Here is a 17,900-nt window from a genome sequence, read left to right as displayed (position 1 = left end):
AGAAAATAACAATGAAAATCGCTATTGAAGCCCAACGAATTTTCCGCACTAATAAACACGGAATGGATTTCGTTGCTCTTGAAAGTATCCGGGAATTGCAAAAAATAGACCATGAGAACGAATATTTCATCTTCGTTACTCCTGGTGAAGACAGATGCTTGGAAGAATCGGAAAATGTGCATATTATCGAACTAAAATGCCCCACTTACCCCCTTTGGGAACAAGTGGCTCTTCCACGCGCAGTAAAAAAAATCATGCCCGATTTATTGCACTGCACAAGCAATACTGCCCCATTGCAATGTCCCGTACCATTAATACTAACACTACACGACATTATTTATTTAGAAAAACGTCATTCTTCCAGCTTCACCTGGTATCAGGAAATGGGATGGTTTTACCGCCGGATGGTAGTACCACGCGTATTGGCCAACTGCGAGAAAATTATTACAGTCTCGCAATTTGAGCGTGAACGAATCCTTGACGTGCTGCATCTGCCGAAAGAACAATTAGTAGCCGTGTACAACGGTTTCAATAGTCATTTCCATGTACAACCCAAAGCTCCGGAGATCACCCGAAAATATATTGATACAGACAATTATCTATTTTTTCTGGGAAACACCGACCCTAAGAAGAACACTCCCAGAGTGCTGAAAGCATATAGCGACTATCTGAAACAATCCACCCAAAAGCTGCCATTGCTCATTGCCGACCTCAAGGAAGATGTTATCGACCGGATATTGGAAGAAGAAAATATTACAGAAATCAAGAGTTATATCCACGCTCCGGGATACATTGCGAATACCGACCTTGCAGCACTCTATTGCGGTGCATTCGCATTCCTTTATCCATCGCTTCGCGAGAGTTTCGGCATCCCGATGCTGGAGGCAATGGCTTGCGGAACGCCCATCATTGCGGGAAGCACATCAGCCATGCCCGAAATTGCAGGCGAGGGAGCTTTACTGGCAGATCCGTTCAACTCCAATGATATTACAAAAAAAATACTGCAACTGGAAAATGACCAGACACTCTATCAGCAACAAGTGGAATATGGCATACAACGTAGCCAGTTGTTTTCATGGCGGAATACGGCAGAATCGCTGCTGAAAATATATAAAGAATTTGCCAAGTAAAATACCAAAAAGCAATAACTAAATCAAAAAGAGAATGTGTCAAAACTTCCCTTTTTAACGAAATCACCTTCGCCACAGATAGTTGTAGCGAAGGTGATTTTATCTAACCATCCCACTCGGCTTTCACCTCGAAACACGGACATGCCTTAATCCATTCTTCGGGTTCAATCTCTCCGTTTCCATTCAGATCGGGGCTCAAATCCCGATGTCCGCACACCCGGCAGCCGGGATAATCACGCAAGAGCGTAAGAATCAGTACGTGCATTGAATGAACCTGCCATTCGGTACGAGTATCGGCAGGATGACCGTGGCAGTCAAGTCCACCCTCATAACAGATGCCAATACTGTTCTGGTTGTGTCCTTTTGCGTGCGCACCGATTCGTTCAATCTCACGGGTGGTCTTTATATCTCCATTTTTGCGGATATAAAAATGATAACCCGTCCCGTTGAAACCACGCCGACGGTGGCACACTTCCAAATCATCTTCCGTAAAATTCCTATCTACCCTTGAGGCGGAACAGTGGATCACAATCAAATTGATGGTTCGCATAAATTCATCCCTCCGTTTCAGCGACCATCTGTACTCGTTGCACACATTCCTTGCTGCTACACTGCAGAGCCGCAGCCTGCGTCAACTGTCCTCTCAACGAGAAAATCTCCGCGTGCATCTCTTTCACTTTCGAGCTAAGGTCGAAATAATCCTTCAACACTTTCTCCAACTGCTGCATCAGAAAAGTATACTGGTCTTTCACTAGTTCGCTGAACTCTTTCACTTCTTGCGCCATAATCTGGCGCTTCTTGCGGCTACTACCCAGAAAAGGCAGAATCGTCATGATGATTTCGATAATTTTATCTAACATTTTAATAGATTGAGATGATAAATTAATAAATTGAGAACAGAGTCAATCAAAGCGGTTTATGCTGCCGGATCCGGAGCTTCTCCACCACCGCTACCACCACCGGGTTCTCCCCCATCACCTTTACCATCATCATCGGAGCCGTCACCGCCGTTTCCTCCGGCAGCGGACTTCTTCTCCGTATACAATTCGAACATCATGTTATTATCCCCGCCACGAGTAGTTGCCGTGCTGTCATTGGCAAGACGCAATGAGTTGTCGACTTTGAAACGGAGATTGATGCGAGTGATATTTTTCACCGTACAATCCTTTTCCTGTTCCACACCCGGACAGGTCAGCGTGGTATAAAAAATACCCAGTCCATCCACTTTCACCTTATTCCCTGCCACAAGCACTTTTTTCATCGCACGGACAAAGGATTTCATCACATGCGACACGTCTTCCACCGAAAGCGACCCGATAGACTCGATTTCCTGTGCCAGTGAATCGATTGAATAGATTTTCGACTCCCCAGCCTTGGGCTTGAGAAGGTACATCATCGGTGATTTATCATCACCGAGCCGTTTTCTGCGCTTGTAGCGCACAACTGTAACTGTTGCCATAATATAACTTGTTTCTACGAAAAGAAGTACATTCTCCCTTTCTGTTGATGAAACAAAGATACGACAACACGTTGACGACTTGCCGGATTGCACCGGACTACACCGGATTATGCCGGATTAAAACGGATTACACCGAATTATACAAATTATACCGGAATATGTGGAAATATGTAGGAATATGTAAGATCATTCCCTAGTTTTCAATGATCCATTCTCCAATAGTTCGCGTACTACTGTCGAAATTAACTCCCACTTTGATAACTTTCCGATGATCTGCCTGATAAGGAATCGCATACTGTTTACTATTGATCTGTGCCAACGCTTCTTCAGGAGTACCGTCTACTTTGAATTCGAATACGTAGATAGCGTCCTGCATCTTTATCACAACATCGGCCCTGCCAACAGCGCTCTTCACTTTTGCATCCACATATTGCCCCATCAGCCGGAACAGGAGGTAGAAGATGGTCTGATAGTGTTTCTCCTCCTTATTATTCATATCATTGGGGATAGAGGCGAAAAATGATTTGATCCGCTCCATACATTGATCCAGATTGCCGACCCGTAAGTCTTTGATAAACGATACTACATAAAATGTATTCTCGCGAGCAGGCAAATGCACATAAGCCGGCATTAATGATTCGATAAAGCCTTTCCGAACTTCTTTGTTAGGATAAGCCAATGTATAGATCTGAAAATCCCGGTCATACTCTTTGATAGTGAGATAACCGCTTTGGTAAAGTACCGGAAGCGGGTCTGTAATGACATTGGTAGGTGCATCAAACTGCTCGGCAGTCGCCGAAACGCCATCCAGTTGACGAATATCGAAATCGCTTTGCTGCAAGATGTCTATCAGGAAAGTGGGAGTACCGGTAGAGAACCAGAAATTGGCATATTTCTTTTGAGCAAATGCATTAAACAAACTAAACGGATTGTAAATGTCTTCACTATTTTCACTGAAATGATACCCATCATACTGTTGTTTCAAATGTATACACGCTTCATCATACGTTTCACCGTTCGCCTCGGCCATCCTTCTTATATCTTCTTCCAACTGTGTACGCAATTCATTTTCCGTTATACCGCAAATGGCACTATAAGCATCTTGCATACTTATGTTCTGAAGATTGTTCAATTCACTAAAGATGCTCATCTGGCTAAATTTACTGATACCGGTCAGAAAAAGAAAACGAAGATATTCTCCCTGCGCTTTCAACGGACTGAAAAAGTCGCGCATGATGCCACGTATTTCAGCTTGCAACTCCTCATTGTTGTTGCTATCCAACATAGGAGAATCATATTCGTCTACAAGTAACACAACCTGACGTCCGCTCTGCTCGTAAGCACGTTTGATAATACCTTTCAGACGGAGACTGAAAGTGTCTTCGCTCGTGTCGCATCCGTAAATTCGTTCCCATTCCACCAAGCGATTGTTGATAGCGGAGCGCAGCATCCCCGCATTCATATACTTACTGATACTGAAATCAATATGCAACACGGGATAAACCGTCCAGTCTTTCTCCAACTGTTCCATCATCAGACCCTTAAACAGGTCTTTTTTACCAGAGAAATAGGCTGCAAGAGTGGAAACTAACAGACTCTTTCCAAAGCGTCGGGGACGGCTAAGAAAACAAGCCTTAGCCGAATTAGCCAAACGATAAATCAACTCTGTCTTATCAATATACACACAATTATCATTGCGTAGTCTCTCGAAACTCTGTATCCCTATCGGATAGCGTCTGAATGTTCCTTCCATCCTCTTTCTATGCTTTTAACGTGAAACGTAAACAAAGATACGATAAATTTCAAGAATCGGTATTCTATTAGTATCAATTCTTTTATGAATTCTTTTATGAATTCACCCGAACATCCGCTCTCAAAATTTGCCTATTCCACTAAAAATGAGTAACTTTACTTCAAATACAACAACCTAAAAGCACAACTATAAATGAAAACAAAAAACAAGATTCTCCCCGAACAAGAAGAAGAAAAAACATTCCAATACCGCACCTATGGGAAAGGCGAACTTGCCTTGTTGTACCTCCCCAATATCCTGCAACAAAGCGCAGTAGACCGATTCAACGAATGGATTGAAGCTGCACCCGGACTAAAAGAACGGCTCCTGGCCACCGGCATGAATCCACGCGCCAGATACTACACTCCCGCACAAGTAAGGCTCATCATCGAAGTGCTACAAGAACCCTAATTAAAGTATTAAGTGTCAAGTATTACTTAATACCTAATACCCTAAAACAGTTCTTTTTCAGGTAGCCAGCAGGAGTTGTCGAACATCGTATTTCGGACACGCAGGTCAGCGGAGAGAGAAGGGTCGTGAGATTCTTCACAGGGCAGGTATCGTCCGCTTACGGGATCGTAGACAAAGGATGCCATTCCACCGACACCAAGATGCTTGAATTTCACCTTGTCCACATATACGCGGGTGACACCAACCTCCTTGTCACGTTCCACAATGATACCATAATCCGCCTTGTTATAGAAATCGGCAGAGCCGTTGATGTCGTACATTTCCACACGAGGGGTAATGCCCGTGACAGGATTACGGTTCATTTTACGAGGATGGACTACAACCACGAGCAGGCAATTATGCTGCACGGCAAATTCTGTAAATTTATTCAACAGGTTGGAAATATATTGCGTTTCCGTCTGTCCCGGTTGCGGGTTATGGTCGAAACGGTTGAGCGGGTCGAAGACAATAATGCGGCAGCCGCGGCGGACAACAAGTTCATGAGCCTTGGCCAGTACACGATCCGGAGAAACATTACCTTTCAGAGAGATATGAGAGACGTTTTCAGTCAGAAAATCTTCCGAGTTCGCAAGGAGTCCCTCCGTCATGCCACAGCCGTTTTGAAAACGGTGTCCGGTGAGTTTCTCAATCAGTTTGCGGAGATGATAGACGATAGGGGTATTTTCCGGGCTAAAGAACCCGATTTTCCATTGATGCCGCAGGCAGAGACGCAACACCAATTCGTCCACCCACTCGGATTTTCCTGCACCGGGAACTCCGGTGACGTAGACACTTCGCCCACGTTCATACGTGCAGATCTTATCCATCTCCTCCCATCCCGTTTCCGCTCCGGGACCGAAGCCGTTGTCGAAAAGAGCCCGCAGATCGTCATGCAAGTCGGCAGCGGTGAAGATCCCTTCGAGCGGAACTTCTGCTGCCTGTTCGATGGCGATACGGAGACTGGCGATACCATATTTGCAGAGATGCTCGTTGGCATCTTTACACTCTGGACCGTAAGTCACCACCCGGCAGCGTTCAGCTCCCAACCGGTTGATGAGTTCATTGCGCAACCGGATTCCGGCAGAATCGGCATCAACGGCAATGATGATTTCTTCCAGGTCCTCGAAGTGCGTCTCCATAAAACGGTCGAGCCAGGAGAGGTTCGAATTGGCTCCGGCCGGCACGGAGATGACACTTTGAAATCCGGCGGCGATGGAGGAAGCAGCATCCAGTTCGCCCTCGTGGATAATGCAGGAGGTCTGCCCCACAATGGAGTCGATGTTGTAGGGAATCAGTTCGGCACCCTGCACCATTTTGAAAAGTTTCGGGAGAGCGCGAAATTTGGTGTTTATCAGTTGCTCCCCTTCAAAATAGTTGAAGCAGATGCAACGTTCCTTTTTGCCGGATTGCGGCATAAATTCTTCCTGTTCGGTGATGCGTAGGGCAGCTATGACGGACTGCGGGATGCAACGCGTCTCCACCAGCCAACGCTCCGTGTCTTCGGAAAGCGTGGTTTTCGAAACATCGAACATCGGACGCTGAAAATGCTGCGGAATGGCTGCCGCACGACGCTTGCGGGCTACCGCACGTTCGGCATTCCTGCGCTCTTCCACATCATCGGGAACATAAAAATCAGCACCACAATGATAACAGTGACAGTGGCCCGTGTCGACGTTGACACGTAGCGAACGGTCGCGCTTATTCTTGCGGGTAGGAAGACATTTTTTACAAATCGTCTTGAGCACTCCACTCGATTTACCGTGGATGTCGACATCATAGTTGGCAAAATTTCTCATAATTTTTTCCTTTTTTCTAATTTAAAAATAGTTTAAAATAATCATTCACACGCAGAGGACTTACCTGCCGGACAAGTGTCTGCCACCTGCCGGACGAGCTTCCGTTACCTGCCAGACGAACATCAACAACCTACCAGACAAACATCGACAACCTGCCGGACGAAGCCGGTCATCTGCCGGATTAATGCGCCCATCTTTTCTTCACATCATCCCACACCGCCGATGCATCGGGACGTGGCGGCGCATCAGCCGGAATAAGATGTCCCAGATACGTTCGCCGCCCGTCGACGACGCTTTCAAAGCGGTTCACATCCTTGTCGACCGTATTCTCAAGCTCTTTCAGCAAGGTTTCCCTCAACGTGCGGCAAGTAACGGAACCGGCCGCGATATAATTTGAAAAATACCGTTTCACGTCCTCCGGGAAAAGCAGTCCGGCTCCTTTGTCATAAAGGCGGATATGTTTTTTGAAGATTTCCAGAATAAGTTTTTGATGGTCTACAAAAAGCTTTCCCAAACCGGAATGCTGCCCGGCCAATTCCATATATGACTGGAAAGTAGAAAGTTGGTCCACCAACTTTTCCCAAGGCAACACGGGTTGTAACGGACAATGATTGCCTTCATCCGCCAAACGGCTCACAAGAGACGACGGTGTTTCTATATTACTCCTATTATTGTTTACAACAGAAACACTTCCTTTACTCTCCTCTTCTCTCCTCTTCTGGTTTTCAGTGGGTTTTCTCCCTTTACTGACGGGCGTTTCAGCACTTTTTGCCACCTTTTTCGGACGCCCTCCTTTCTTACCGTTTTCGATGTCCATTTTCCGCTTCTCTTCCAAGCTTTTCATCACCCTATCCAAGTAAGAAGAACGAAACATCTGTCGTTCCTCATCCAGTTCGAAGAGATCGAATTCGCGAAGCACCCGCTCCACCGCTACTTCATCCACATCATACCGCCGGGCCATGGCCTTCAGTAAAACCGGTTTGCACGACGCCTCATAAGCATCTTTAGTGCGCAGATGCAACAGCAAGATCACGTAAATTCCGAGTGCTTCCGCGGCATTCATCTCCGACATCATACTGGCAATATTGTCGTCATTCAACAAATTTACCTCCAAATTGAAATACTGATCTTTCTTCATTTTCATTTATCATTTATTATTCCACATTTAATACTTCCGGGGCGCAAAGGTGCGAAATGTATTTTATTCCAGCTATCGCAAAAATGAGAGTTGGATTATATATTTTTTATCAGACCTTTGCCAAATATTATTAATAACCCCAAACAATATGGATACAAAACGCAACCAAACTTTGGAAGAAATAGAAGAAAATAAAATAGTAAGCGAGCATTATCAGAACAGAATAAAGCTGATAAAAGAGCTCCTGAAAACGTCACAGCTAGTCATAGGAGACCTCTGCGTTCATATCAACATCAGTGAAGCCTCCTACCACCGCTACACAAATTTCACCAGCTATATGAAGACAGACATTTTCATACATGCTTGCATCTTTCTCAAGCAATATATCGAAAGTCACCACATTCCTTATACCCAAGAAGAAAAACGGCTTATAAAAGCATTAGACCTGTTTCAGATTTCCTCAAATAGCAACTTAAACTGCAATTAAAACACAGAAAAGAAGAAACTTATCATAAGTTTTATTACATTTGCAATGTAATAAAAGTCTTTAAAACTTAAAAAATGAATGATAGCGAAACAGACAGCCCATCAATAAAAGCACTGATCGTTTTCAGAGAAAACGGAGAAACCGACAATCTATTTGTTCCTATCTTATGCGATGCTATCAGAATGGCTGGAATCGACGTGCGATGTTCCACAAAAGAGTTTTGGGACTCGGATAAACATTATGATATCATACATTTCCAGTGGCCGGAAGAAGTGGTGGGATGGGCGTGCAACGATCCCGATATCATCAGGCGTCTGGAAGAGCGAATCAGTCTTTTTCGTTCCAGGGGAACGCGTTTTGTCTACACACGCCACAATGTCCGTCCGCATTACGCAAACGGAATCATCAGCCGGGCCTATGACATTATCGAATCGCAGAGTGATATCGTTGTACACATGGGACGGTTTAGCCGGGACGAATTTCTCACGAAGTATCCTGACAGTCAGAATGTTGTCATTCCTCATCACATTTACCAATATACCTATAAAGAAGATATCAGCGTAGAGCGTGCACGTCAGTATCTCAACCTCTCGCAAGATGCATTCATCGTCACGGCTTTCGGAAAATTCCGCAACCGTGAAGAAATACGCATGGTGCTCGGAGCTTTCCGCGCCTGGGACGAGGAGCACAAGATGCTGCTGGCTCCGCGCCTCTACCCCTTTTCGAGACGCAACAGCTATGGCAGGAATATCATCAAACGATGGATTTCAAAAGCCGGATACTATCTGCTCATGCCGCTGCTCAACCGTATGTATAAACTACAGGCGGGAGCCAACGACGAGCTGATAGACAACTGCGATCTGCCCTACTATATGGCTGCTTCAGACGTGATATTCATCCAGCGGAAAGATATACTGAATTCGGGTAATGTCCCCCTCGCCTTCCTCTACCACAAAGTCGTGGTGGGTCCCAAGGTGGGAAACATCGGCGAACTGCTTTCCGAAACCGGCAACCCTACTTTCGATCCCGACGACAAGAAAGACATCCTGCGAGCACTCGAAGAAGCCCGCCGACTTGCCGCATGGGGACAAGGGGAAGTGAATTACGCATACGGTATGGAAAACATGAGCATCCGCAAAGTGGGACAAGCATACGCGCAAACATATAAACAAGCAATCAATGGCTAATAACATTAAGAGTCAACTATTTTCGGGGGTATTTTACACAGCGCTGGCCAAATACAGTGGCGTCGTCATATCCCTTGTTGTGGCAGGAATTCTCGCACGTCTGCTATCACCGGACGACTTCGGCATCGTAGCTGTTGCCACCGTCATCATCGCCTTCTTCAATCTTCTCACCGACATGGGAGTGTCTCCCGCCATCGTGCAGCACAAATCGCTGACTAAAGATGATTTGTCGGACATCTTCTCATTTACTATATGGACGGGCATCGGAATCAGCATCCTGTTTTTCGCTTCTTCGTGGATCATCGCCGATTACTACCAAAGCGACACCCTGCGCATCCTGTGCCAACTGCTGTCCGTCAACCTGTTCTTCGCCTCCGCCACCATTGTGCCGGGAGCCATGTTCTACCGGAACAAAGAATTTAAATTCATTGCTATCCGTAGCTTCGTCATTCAGATTTCGGCAGGTGCAGCCGCGGTAACCGCCGCCCTCTGCGGAGCAGGATTGTACGCATTGATTATCAACCCAATCGTATCCAGCGTACTGATCTTCGTAATTTCCTTTCAGCGTTACCCGCAACGGTTGCGTTTCACACTCGGATTGAGGGTACTCCGGAAAATATTTTCCTATTCCGCCTATCAATTCCTGTTCAATGTCATCAACTATTTCAGCCGCAATCTGGACAAACTGCTGATTGGTAAATATATGAGTATGTCCGATCTGGGATATTACGAAAAGTCGTATCGTTTGATGATGCTGCCCTTGCAGAATATCACGCAGGTAATCACTCCGGTGATGCACCCTATTTTCAGCGATTTCCAGAATGACAAGGGAAAACTGTTGAGTTCCTACGAACGCATCGTCCGTTTCCTCGCCTTTATCGGTCTGCCGCTTAGCGTGCTGCTTTTCTTCACGGCAGAGGAAGTGACGCTTATTATTTTCGGCGATCAATGGATGCCGTCCGTACCCGTGTTCCGGATACTGTCGCTCTCCGTAGGGATTCAGATTATACTCTCTTCGTCCGGCTCCATCTTTCAGGCGGCAGGCGATACACGAAGTTTGTTTGTGTGCGGAGTGTTTTCGTCCGCGTTCAACGTGGCGGGAATTTTGCTCGGCATCTTCCATTTCGGAACCCTGACAGCAGTGGCCAGTTGCATTGTGGTGACATTCACCATCAACTTCATACAGTGTTATTGGCAGATGTACCGGGTGACCTTCCGGCAAAGTGCCTGGCCGTTCATCCGTCAGCTTATTTCTCCGTTGGTGATTAGCATTTTGATAGCATTAGCCCTCATTCCAATGCAGTATGCGCTGGAAGGGATGAACATTTTTGTGACAATTATTGCTAAAGGTATCGTTAGTTTTATTATCTTTGGCATTTATATACAGATGACGCATGAGTATGACATGATCGGTAAAGTGCGGTCGTTAAGAAAAAAAAGTCTATAGCTATGAATATACGCGACATTTTTATAACGCTACGTTATAAAATAAGTTATGGTAGCACTGTGGAATGGTACAATTTCTGGTACATCGTCTTGCGGAAAAAGAGAAAAATCACACCGCAAGTAGCTTCCATCGACGAAACGATACGTAAAATCATCGACGACCGTTGCTCTGTCAGCCGTTTTGGCGATGGTGAAGTGTTGCTCACCAGTCCGGAAAAGGAAATCCGTTTCCAGAAAGGTGACCCGTTATTGGCTAAAAGACTAACCGAAGTGCTGCAAAGTCACGAAGAAGGACATATTGTCTGCATCTCCGACGCATTCCGCGATTTGTATCGCTACAATCGCAAAAGTCGCCGGTTCTGGAGAACTCATTTTTATCTGTACGGTTCGTGGTGGGACCGTTTGCTGGTAGCGGGACGAAAATATTACAATACATTCGTCACCCGTCCTTATATGGACTTTGCCCGCAAAGAAGATTCCGCCCGATGGTTTCACGACATGAAAGGCATTTGGGAGAACCGGGACATCGTCTTCATCGAAGGGGAGAAAAGCCGGCTCGGAGTGGGCAACGATCTTTTCGATAATGCCCGGAGCATCCGGCGTATTCTCTGTCCGCCCAGAGATGCATTCGAACGCCTGGAAGACATCAAGCGGGAGGCCTGCAAAGTGGAAAAAGAAGCCTTGTTTCTGGTTGCCCTCGGCCCCGCAGCCACTGTGTTGGCCTACGATTTGTTTAAAGCCGGCTATCAGGCCATCGACGTTGGTCATGTGGACGTAGAGTATGAATGGTGGCGGATGGGAGCCCATAAAAAAGTGAAACTGGAACGAAAATATGTCAACGAAACTGCCATTGGCAGCGAAGTGGCGGATGCCGGAGAAGAATACCGGAAACAAATCATCGCCCAAATCGTTTGAGGAAGAAAAAACAGTTTGAGAAAGAAAAAACAGAATAAACAATTATTGAATACTGAAAATAAGAATGAAAGCTCTTTTCCTTATATTTCACGGCTTCAATGAGGCCAACGGAATTAGTAAGAAGATACGTTATCAGGTGAAAGCCCTCAAAGATTGTGGAGTGGATGTTCGCTTGTGTCATTATGATGTGACCTCTTATGGCGAACGGCGTTGGATGGTGGATGACGAAGTGATCGCTGATTTCGGCACGGGCTTTGCCGCAAAGATTTGGAAACGTGTCTACTACTCTCCTATTCTTGACTATGCACGCCGCGAAGGAATCGACTTTGTATATATGCGCTCTTTTCACAATGCCAGTCCGTTCACCCTCCGGCTGGTGAAGTCGTTGAAACGTACAGGCGCAAAAGTGGTGATGGAAATTCCTACTTATCCTTACGATCAGGAGTACGTCACCCGTTCCATGAAATTTCATCTAGCCATCGACCGCTGTTTCCGTCACAAGCTCGCAAAGGCTCTGGACGGTATCGTCACTTTCTCCAATGCGGAAGAAATATTTGGCGGAAACACCATACGCATCTCCAACGGAATTGATTTTGAGGCGATTCCGATGAAGCAGCAGCAGAATGACACTTCGAAAGAGTTGCACTTGATCGGAGTGGCGGAAGTGCACTACTGGCACGGCTTCGACCGCCTTGTGCGCGGATTGGCAGATTATTACCGCAACAATCCGGAATATAAAGTATATTTCCATATTGTAGGCCCGCTGTCCGGCGAACGGGAACGGGCGGGGATCTTGCCTGTTGTCCGTGACAACCATCTCGAACCGTATGTTCTTCTGCATGGTCCTTTGCATGGCGACGAACTGGATGCGATGTTCGAAAAAGCAGATTTTGCCATTGGCAGCCTGGGACGCCACCGCAGCGGAATTACGTATATCAAAACGTTGAAAAACCGAGAGTATGCCGCACGTGGCTTCGCGTTCACTTACTCGGAAACCGACGACGACTTCGACCACATGCCGTATGTATGGAAGGTGGCACCCGACGAATCTCCGGTGGATATTCAGGGACTGATCGACTTCCGGAAAACGCTGAAAATGACGCCTGCCGAGATACGCGAATCAGTCTGCCCGCTATCGTGGAAGGCGCAAATGCAGAAAGTGATCGACGCCATAAAGACTAAAGATAAATAAACAAAAACACAATTAATAACAAACAATATTCTGATAAACATGAAAATAGCCTACTGCATCCCCGCCCTCTACTACCCTAGCGGCATGGAACGGGTATTGACACTAAAAGCAAATTACTTCGCCGAAGTGTTTGGTTATGAAATACATATCATCCTCACAGACGGGAAGGGCAAGAAACCGTACTACGAACTGCATCCGTCCATCACTCTTCATCAACTTGACATTGATTATGATGAATTGAACGGAATGTCATTCTATAAAAAACTACCTAAATATATTGCGAAACAAGGACGTTTTAAAAAGAAACTCAACGAATGTCTGCACCAAATTCGTCCGGACATTACTATCTCCCTGCTCCGTCGTGACATCAATTTCATCAATCGGATGACGGACGGCAGCACAAAGTTGGGTGAAATACACTTTAACAAATCTAATTACCGAGATTTCAGCAACAGCCGTCTGCCCGCATTCTTACGGACAATCGTAAGCAATTATTGGAGAGAGCAGTTATACCGGCAACTTCGCCAGTTGAAACGTTTCATCGTATTGAGCCACGAGGATGCACAGGAATGGACGGAACTGGATAATGTTGAAGTGATCCATAACCCTCTTCCTTTTTTTCCCGACCAAATATCTGACAATAGCCATAAACAGGTAATAGCGGTAGGGAGATATGTTCCGCAGAAAGGATTCGACCGCCTGATCCCGGCTTGGCAACTCGTTGCCAGAAAGCATCCCGACTGGATACTGCGTATCTACGGAGACGGTATGCGTGAGCAACTGCAACAGCAGATTGACTCTTTAGGAATTACTGCCAGTTGTATATTGGAACCTACTGTTTCCAATATTGTCGACAAGTACTGTGAAAGTTCAATTTTTGCCCTTTCATCACGTTTCGAAGGTTTTGGAATGGTTATTATAGAAGCAATGGCATGTGGCGTGCCGCCCGTATCATTCACCTGTCCCTGCGGCCCGCGGGATATTATCAGCGACGGAAAAGACGGTCTGCTGGTAGAAGACGGGAATATCGAACAACTGGCGGAGAAAATCTCTTATTTAATAGAGAATGAAGATATACGTAAGAAAATGGGACAGCAGGCGCGTATGGACGTCCAGCGCTTCCGAATAGAAAATATTGCCGAACAATGGAAACAACTATTTGAAAGCCTGATTATCCCGGTTAATGAAAACAAATAAAGCATTCAATATCTATGGAATGGTATTCTAAGTATTTACAGGTTTATGAGAAACCTTTTGCGGAAGCTCCGCAAGCCGTTATCGAGGAAGTACGCCGCAATCTGGCCGGATTGCAGAGTAACGAACCGCTTGTCACTGTATCACTCATCGGATACAATGAGGAAAAACATCTGCTCGCCTGTCTCTGGTCGTTGAGCGAGATGAAATGTAAATATCCTGTAGAAATCATTGGTGTGGACAACGAATCGAAAGATCGCACTGCGGAGATTTACGAGGCTTGCGGTGTGCCTTATTTCACGGAAACGCAACATAGTTGTGGTTTTGCCCGTCTTTGCGGACTGAACCATGCCCGTGGAAAATATCATATCAACATTGATTCTGACACGATGTATCCGGCAAAGTATGTGGAAACAATGGTGGATGCGCTCGAAAAGCCGGGTGTAGTGGCTGTCAGCTCGCTTTGGAGTTATATTCCCGACAAGGATCACTCTTGGATGGGGCTGAAAATCTATGAGGCTGCACGCGACTTGCATTTATGGTTGCAGTCTTTCAAGCGTCCGGAGCTTAGTGTGCGCGGACTGGTATTTGCTTACCGGACGGAATGTGCGAGGAAAACGGGAATCCGCACGGATATTATCCGCGGTGAAGACGGATATCTGGCTTTGCAGCTCAAGCAATTTGGAAAGATTGCATTTGTACGGAAAAGACGTGCGCGTGCCGTCACCGGATATGGGACGGTGGGAGCCGACGGAACTCTGTTCAATAGTTTCAAGGTGCGTGTCGTCAGCAGATTAAAAGGTATCGGAGGACTGTTCACCCAAAAGAAGGAATATAAGGATGAGGAGAGTAATCTAGTAAAAAAGAAGTAAGAAAGGAAAGCCTATGTGCAAGAATCTCAATATCGGTATCGTTTTATTTTTAATTATTGGCTTAGTTATGTCGGGATGTATCCGCAAACTGAATCTATATCAAGGAGATAAAGACGAGGATGAAAACAAGGATAATGGAAAGAGGCGGGATGTCATCTGCGAAACGGAATTCATATACCCGTTCGGTAATGAAACAGCCGATAAAGAAATAGAAATAACCATCCACCTGAAAGCAGACAGACAGGTAGGATATCTGTATACGGAAATACCAACATTGAAATATAACAAAGATTGGCTGTTTCTGATGACACAGGACGACTGTATGCATTCAGCCTTTTCATATACATGGGCTGCCATTCATGGCAAACCTTTATCTTATATTTACTACTGCGATCTGGCTCATCTGCAAAACGGTGATTTGCCTCCTGATTATTATTCATTGGGAAAAACATTAGCTACCACCAATGGTACCGGACAGGAAGTACGTTTCTCTTTCGGAACTACCGTGGCTGCCGACGATGATTTAATGAACACACAAACATGGGTACAAAATGGATATACAAGAGATTATTTCCGCTTTTATAAAAAAACAATGTTAGTATGGGGCAACTTGCAGGAAATGATGAATTACGGAGTAAGCATCGCTTTCCATGACTTGAATCTACCTGACGAAGATAAAACAGAAGATAAGTTGCTGGCACAATTTCCTGTTGCTCAAAGCATGATACGTGAGAAACTGAATAATCGAACTTGTAAAATGCTGGCAGAGCCTAATGGAGATAAAAATTATATCAAAGCGGCTTTGAGATATGATAAAATCAGAACCCTGTGTGCACAAAGCGGAGCTACAAAACTCTATCCATTTCAAGAAAACGGAGATATTGAACAAGTAGTGATCGAAAGAGCTTTCTATGACCCACCCGAAGGTAGCGGGCTGACAAATCCGGATATGATTAAGGCGGCTATTCTCAAGGAAATGGAAAATCCAAAAGAAGAGCGGGCAGCTATTTCTATAGGTGCCCATAATACAGATACCGGTTGGGTAAACTTCTTGGAATGGCTCAACGACACATACGGACGAGATGGTGACGACTCTATGTGGTTTACCAACCAGGAAGAATATTATGAATATTATTACTATCGTTTGCACAGCAAACCGGAAATCAAACAGGTAAATACGCACACGTGGAAACTGACACTAAATCTGAATGGAGAGGACTCCGCTCCTTTCTATTACCCTTCCGTGACTGTAAATATTTTCGGGCTTAAAATGGAGGACATTGAAAGCATAAAATCAAATGAAGATGTTACAGGACTCTCTTATGGTGACCATAAAGATTTCTTCATGCTAAATATCGACTGCCGGAAATACCTGGCGGAACACGCCGAGAATTTCGTGAAACGATATGAAGCGAATCCGACAGATGTTTCTGCCAAAGCGGACGCCAACTACTTTGTGAATATGCTGAAAGATTCGGATAAAAAGACGGAGTTGAAGAAACGAGCTGAATAAAATGAAATAAGAGGCTAATAAGAGCTGAATGTAAACGATACAAGAAAAATAAACAAATATAGCTATGAACGAAACCATTACCCTTTGTCTTGAAATTATTTTCTGGCTTGCCCTGTTCATTGTATTCTACACATACCTGGGCTACGGAATTGTGCTTTATATTCTTGTCAAGTTGAAAGAGCTTTTCGTGAAGCCTGTGAAGCGTTCGTTGCCGGCATCGGACGCAGACCTGCCGGAAGTTACCCTCTTCATTACGGCATTCAACGAAGAAGATGTTGTAGACGAAAAGATGGAGAACAGTCTTGAGCTGGATTATCCTGCGGACAAGCTGCACATCGTATGGGTGACGGACGGAAGCGATGACGGTACGAACGAACGACTGCAAACCCGTTGGCAGGGGAAAGCGACCGTACACTTCCAACCCCTACGACAGGGTAAGACGGCTGCAATGACACGTGGAATGACGTTGGTGGACACTCCGCTCGTCGTCTTTACGGACGCCAACACCATGGTAAACCGGGAAGCCATACGGGAAATCGTACTTGCTTTCCAAGACCCGAAAGTGGGCTGCGCGGCCGGCGAAAAACGGATCGCCGTACAAACCAAAGACGGGGCGGCTGCCGGTGGTGAAGGTATTTACTGGAAATACGAATCAACCCTGAAAGCACTTGATGCACGGCTCTACTCGGCCGTAGGAGCAGCAGGCGAACTGTTTGCCGTGCGTCGTGAACTATTCGAAGCAATGGAACCGGACACGTTGCTCGATGATTTTATTCTTTCGCTCCGGATCACCATGAAAGGTTACACCATTGCTTATTGCACCAATGCTTACGCCATCGAAAGCGGTTCGGCAGATATGCGCGAAGAAGAAAAGCGGAAAGTGCGCATCGCTGCCGGAGGATTGCAGTCTATCTGGCGACTTCGTCCGTTGCTGAATCCTTTCCGTTACGGGATACTTAGCTTTCAATATACGTCGCACCGGGTATTGCGGTGGTCTATTACTCCGTTCCTGTTGTTCGCGCTCTTCCCGCTGAATATTGTAATTCTGCTGTTGGGCGGTTCCGCGATATTCTACGGAGTGCTGCTTGCCATGCAGGTTCTTTTTTACGGATTGGGATATTGGGGATATTATCTATCCACCAAACAGATAAAAAACAAGTTGCTTTTTATCCCCTACTATTTCCTATTTATGAATGTCAATGTATTGAAAGGCATCCGTTATCTGAAAAAGAAAAAAGGAAGCGGAGCCTGGGAAAAGGCGAAGCGTGCCGAAAGGTAAAACAAATACTATTATCTTTTGTTATCCTTACTATTAAGACATTAGTCTCT

The 17,900-nt window shown here is 45.6% G+C and carries 17 protein-coding genes; 11 read left to right on the top strand and 6 right to left on the bottom strand.

Annotated features, from left to right (window positions below; all coding sequences use genetic code 11):
• The first annotated feature begins 11 nt into the window (after positions 1-11).
• Positions 12-1,130 carry a glycosyltransferase family 4 protein gene (locus tag DWZ47_RS03825; RefSeq protein WP_117512349.1) on the top strand — a complete coding sequence of 373 codons (1,119 nt, stop codon included), beginning with the start codon at positions 12-14 and terminating at the stop codon, positions 1,128-1,130.
• A gap of 103 nt (positions 1,131-1,233) precedes the next feature.
• Here DWZ47_RS03825 and DWZ47_RS03820 read toward each other — a convergent pair whose 3' ends face one another.
• The 4 genes from DWZ47_RS03820 to DWZ47_RS03805 form a co-directional block, all read right to left on the bottom strand.
• The gene (locus DWZ47_RS03820) at positions 1,234-1,680 is read right to left on the bottom strand and encodes an N-acetylmuramoyl-L-alanine amidase (protein WP_004326953.1); all 447 of its coding nucleotides are present in this window, start codon (positions 1,678-1,680) and stop codon (positions 1,234-1,236) included.
• A 4-nt stretch (positions 1,681-1,684) separates the two neighbouring features.
• Complete coding sequence (locus tag DWZ47_RS03815; protein ID WP_008647257.1) at positions 1,685-1,990, bottom strand: hypothetical protein; 306 nt, start codon at positions 1,988-1,990, stop codon at positions 1,685-1,687.
• 56 nt (positions 1,991-2,046) lie between these two features.
• Positions 2,047-2,589, bottom strand: coding sequence for an HU family DNA-binding protein (locus DWZ47_RS03810; RefSeq protein WP_004300374.1), 543 nt, complete (start codon positions 2,587-2,589; stop codon positions 2,047-2,049).
• A 193-nt stretch (positions 2,590-2,782) separates the two neighbouring features.
• Complete coding sequence (locus tag DWZ47_RS03805) at positions 2,783-4,342, bottom strand: ATP-binding protein (RefSeq protein ID WP_117512348.1); 1,560 nt, start codon at positions 4,340-4,342, stop codon at positions 2,783-2,785.
• 192 nt (positions 4,343-4,534) lie between these two features.
• Between DWZ47_RS03805 and DWZ47_RS03800 the strand changes: the two genes are divergently transcribed.
• The gene (locus tag DWZ47_RS03800) at positions 4,535-4,792 is read left to right on the top strand and encodes a DUF4248 domain-containing protein (RefSeq protein ID WP_004300371.1); all 258 of its coding nucleotides are present in this window, start codon (positions 4,535-4,537) and stop codon (positions 4,790-4,792) included.
• Between the two features lie 41 nt (positions 4,793-4,833).
• On the opposite strand, the gene DWZ47_RS03795 is transcribed toward DWZ47_RS03800, so the two are convergent.
• Both DWZ47_RS03795 and DWZ47_RS03790 read right to left on the bottom strand, forming a co-directional pair.
• A complete protein-coding gene (locus DWZ47_RS03795; RefSeq protein WP_117512347.1) occupies positions 4,834-6,627 on the bottom strand; it encodes a bifunctional DNA primase/helicase in 1,794 nt (597 codons plus the stop codon).
• A 181-nt stretch (positions 6,628-6,808) separates the two neighbouring features.
• The gene (locus DWZ47_RS03790) at positions 6,809-7,765 is read right to left on the bottom strand and encodes a Lin1244/Lin1753 domain-containing protein (RefSeq protein WP_175353847.1); all 957 of its coding nucleotides are present in this window, start codon (positions 7,763-7,765) and stop codon (positions 6,809-6,811) included.
• Positions 7,766-7,913: 148 nt separating this feature from the next.
• Here DWZ47_RS03790 and DWZ47_RS03785 point away from each other — a divergent pair, with 148 nt between their 5' ends.
• From DWZ47_RS03785 to DWZ47_RS03745, 9 genes are all read left to right on the top strand, one after another.
• Positions 7,914-8,252, top strand: coding sequence for a hypothetical protein (locus tag DWZ47_RS03785; protein ID WP_008999386.1), 339 nt, complete (start codon positions 7,914-7,916; stop codon positions 8,250-8,252).
• 74 nt (positions 8,253-8,326) lie between these two features.
• Entirely contained in the window at positions 8,327-9,439 is a 1,113-nt protein-coding gene (locus tag DWZ47_RS03780) for a glycosyltransferase family 1 protein (RefSeq protein ID WP_117512345.1), read from the top strand.
• Positions 9,432-10,886 (top strand): lipopolysaccharide biosynthesis protein, encoded by a 1,455-nt coding sequence (locus DWZ47_RS03775; RefSeq protein ID WP_087321877.1) that lies wholly within the window; start codon positions 9,432-9,434, stop codon positions 10,884-10,886. Before DWZ47_RS03780 ends, DWZ47_RS03775 begins: the two co-directional genes overlap by 8 nt.
• Before the next feature lie 2 nt (positions 10,887-10,888).
• Positions 10,889-11,800, top strand: a complete 912-nt coding sequence (locus DWZ47_RS03770) for an SP_1767 family glycosyltransferase (RefSeq protein WP_117512344.1) — start codon at positions 10,889-10,891, stop codon at positions 11,798-11,800.
• A gap of 64 nt (positions 11,801-11,864) precedes the next feature.
• The gene (locus DWZ47_RS03765) at positions 11,865-12,992 is read left to right on the top strand and encodes a glycosyltransferase family 1 protein (RefSeq protein WP_117512343.1); all 1,128 of its coding nucleotides are present in this window, start codon (positions 11,865-11,867) and stop codon (positions 12,990-12,992) included.
• 39 nt (positions 12,993-13,031) lie between these two features.
• Positions 13,032-14,189 carry a glycosyltransferase family 4 protein gene (locus DWZ47_RS03760; protein ID WP_087317923.1) on the top strand — a complete coding sequence of 386 codons (1,158 nt, stop codon included), beginning with the start codon at positions 13,032-13,034 and terminating at the stop codon, positions 14,187-14,189.
• A 14-nt stretch (positions 14,190-14,203) separates the two neighbouring features.
• Positions 14,204-15,058, top strand: a complete 855-nt coding sequence (locus DWZ47_RS03755) for a glycosyltransferase family 2 protein (RefSeq protein ID WP_004300359.1) — start codon at positions 14,204-14,206, stop codon at positions 15,056-15,058.
• Between the two features lie 13 nt (positions 15,059-15,071).
• The gene (locus DWZ47_RS03750; protein ID WP_008647236.1) at positions 15,072-16,571 is read left to right on the top strand and encodes a hypothetical protein; all 1,500 of its coding nucleotides are present in this window, start codon (positions 15,072-15,074) and stop codon (positions 16,569-16,571) included.
• A gap of 64 nt (positions 16,572-16,635) precedes the next feature.
• On the top strand, positions 16,636-17,850 hold the full coding sequence (locus DWZ47_RS03745) for a glycosyltransferase family 2 protein (RefSeq protein WP_008647235.1): 1,215 nt from the start codon (positions 16,636-16,638) through the stop codon (positions 17,848-17,850).
• The last annotated feature ends 50 nt before the right edge of the window (positions 17,851-17,900 follow it).

Source organism: Bacteroides sp. AF32-8BH (genome assembly GCF_003435205.1).
GTDB classification, from domain to species: domain Bacteria; phylum Bacteroidota; class Bacteroidia; order Bacteroidales; family Bacteroidaceae; genus Bacteroides; species Bacteroides ovatus.
This window is presented reverse-complemented; position numbering and strand designations above follow the sequence as displayed.

Bases quoted from the DNA above. Each gene is read 5' to 3' on its own strand.
- DWZ47_RS03805 (WP_117512348.1), bottom strand. From the start codon at position 4,342: ATGGAAGGAACATTCAGACGCTATCCGATAGGGATACAGAGTTTCGAG.
- DWZ47_RS03790 (WP_175353847.1), bottom strand. From the start codon at position 7,765: ATGAAGAAAGATCAGTATTTCAATTTGGAGGTAAATTTGTTGAATGAC.
- DWZ47_RS03745 (WP_008647235.1), top strand. From the start codon at position 16,636: ATGAACGAAACCATTACCCTTTGTCTTGAAATTATTTTCTGGCTTGCC.
- DWZ47_RS03815 (WP_008647257.1), bottom strand. From the start codon at position 1,990: ATGTTAGATAAAATTATCGAAATCATCATGACGATTCTGCCTTTTCTG.
- DWZ47_RS03810 (WP_004300374.1), bottom strand. From the start codon at position 2,589: ATGGCAACAGTTACAGTTGTGCGCTACAAGCGCAGAAAACGGCTCGGT.
- DWZ47_RS03770 (WP_117512344.1), top strand. From the start codon at position 10,889: ATGAATATACGCGACATTTTTATAACGCTACGTTATAAAATAAGTTAT.
- DWZ47_RS03780 (WP_117512345.1), top strand. From the start codon at position 8,327: ATGAATGATAGCGAAACAGACAGCCCATCAATAAAAGCACTGATCGTT.
- DWZ47_RS03825 (WP_117512349.1), top strand. From the start codon at position 12: ATGAAAATCGCTATTGAAGCCCAACGAATTTTCCGCACTAATAAACAC.
- DWZ47_RS03795 (WP_117512347.1), bottom strand. From the start codon at position 6,627: ATGAGAAATTTTGCCAACTATGATGTCGACATCCACGGTAAATCGAGT.
- DWZ47_RS03765 (WP_117512343.1), top strand. From the start codon at position 11,865: ATGAAAGCTCTTTTCCTTATATTTCACGGCTTCAATGAGGCCAACGGA.
- DWZ47_RS03800 (WP_004300371.1), top strand. From the start codon at position 4,535: ATGAAAACAAAAAACAAGATTCTCCCCGAACAAGAAGAAGAAAAAACA.
- DWZ47_RS03750 (WP_008647236.1), top strand. From the start codon at position 15,072: ATGTGCAAGAATCTCAATATCGGTATCGTTTTATTTTTAATTATTGGC.
- DWZ47_RS03775 (WP_087321877.1), top strand. From the start codon at position 9,432: ATGGCTAATAACATTAAGAGTCAACTATTTTCGGGGGTATTTTACACA.
- DWZ47_RS03785 (WP_008999386.1), top strand. From the start codon at position 7,914: ATGGATACAAAACGCAACCAAACTTTGGAAGAAATAGAAGAAAATAAA.
- DWZ47_RS03760 (WP_087317923.1), top strand. From the start codon at position 13,032: ATGAAAATAGCCTACTGCATCCCCGCCCTCTACTACCCTAGCGGCATG.
- DWZ47_RS03755 (WP_004300359.1), top strand. From the start codon at position 14,204: ATGGAATGGTATTCTAAGTATTTACAGGTTTATGAGAAACCTTTTGCG.
- DWZ47_RS03820 (WP_004326953.1), bottom strand. From the start codon at position 1,680: ATGCGAACCATCAATTTGATTGTGATCCACTGTTCCGCCTCAAGGGTA.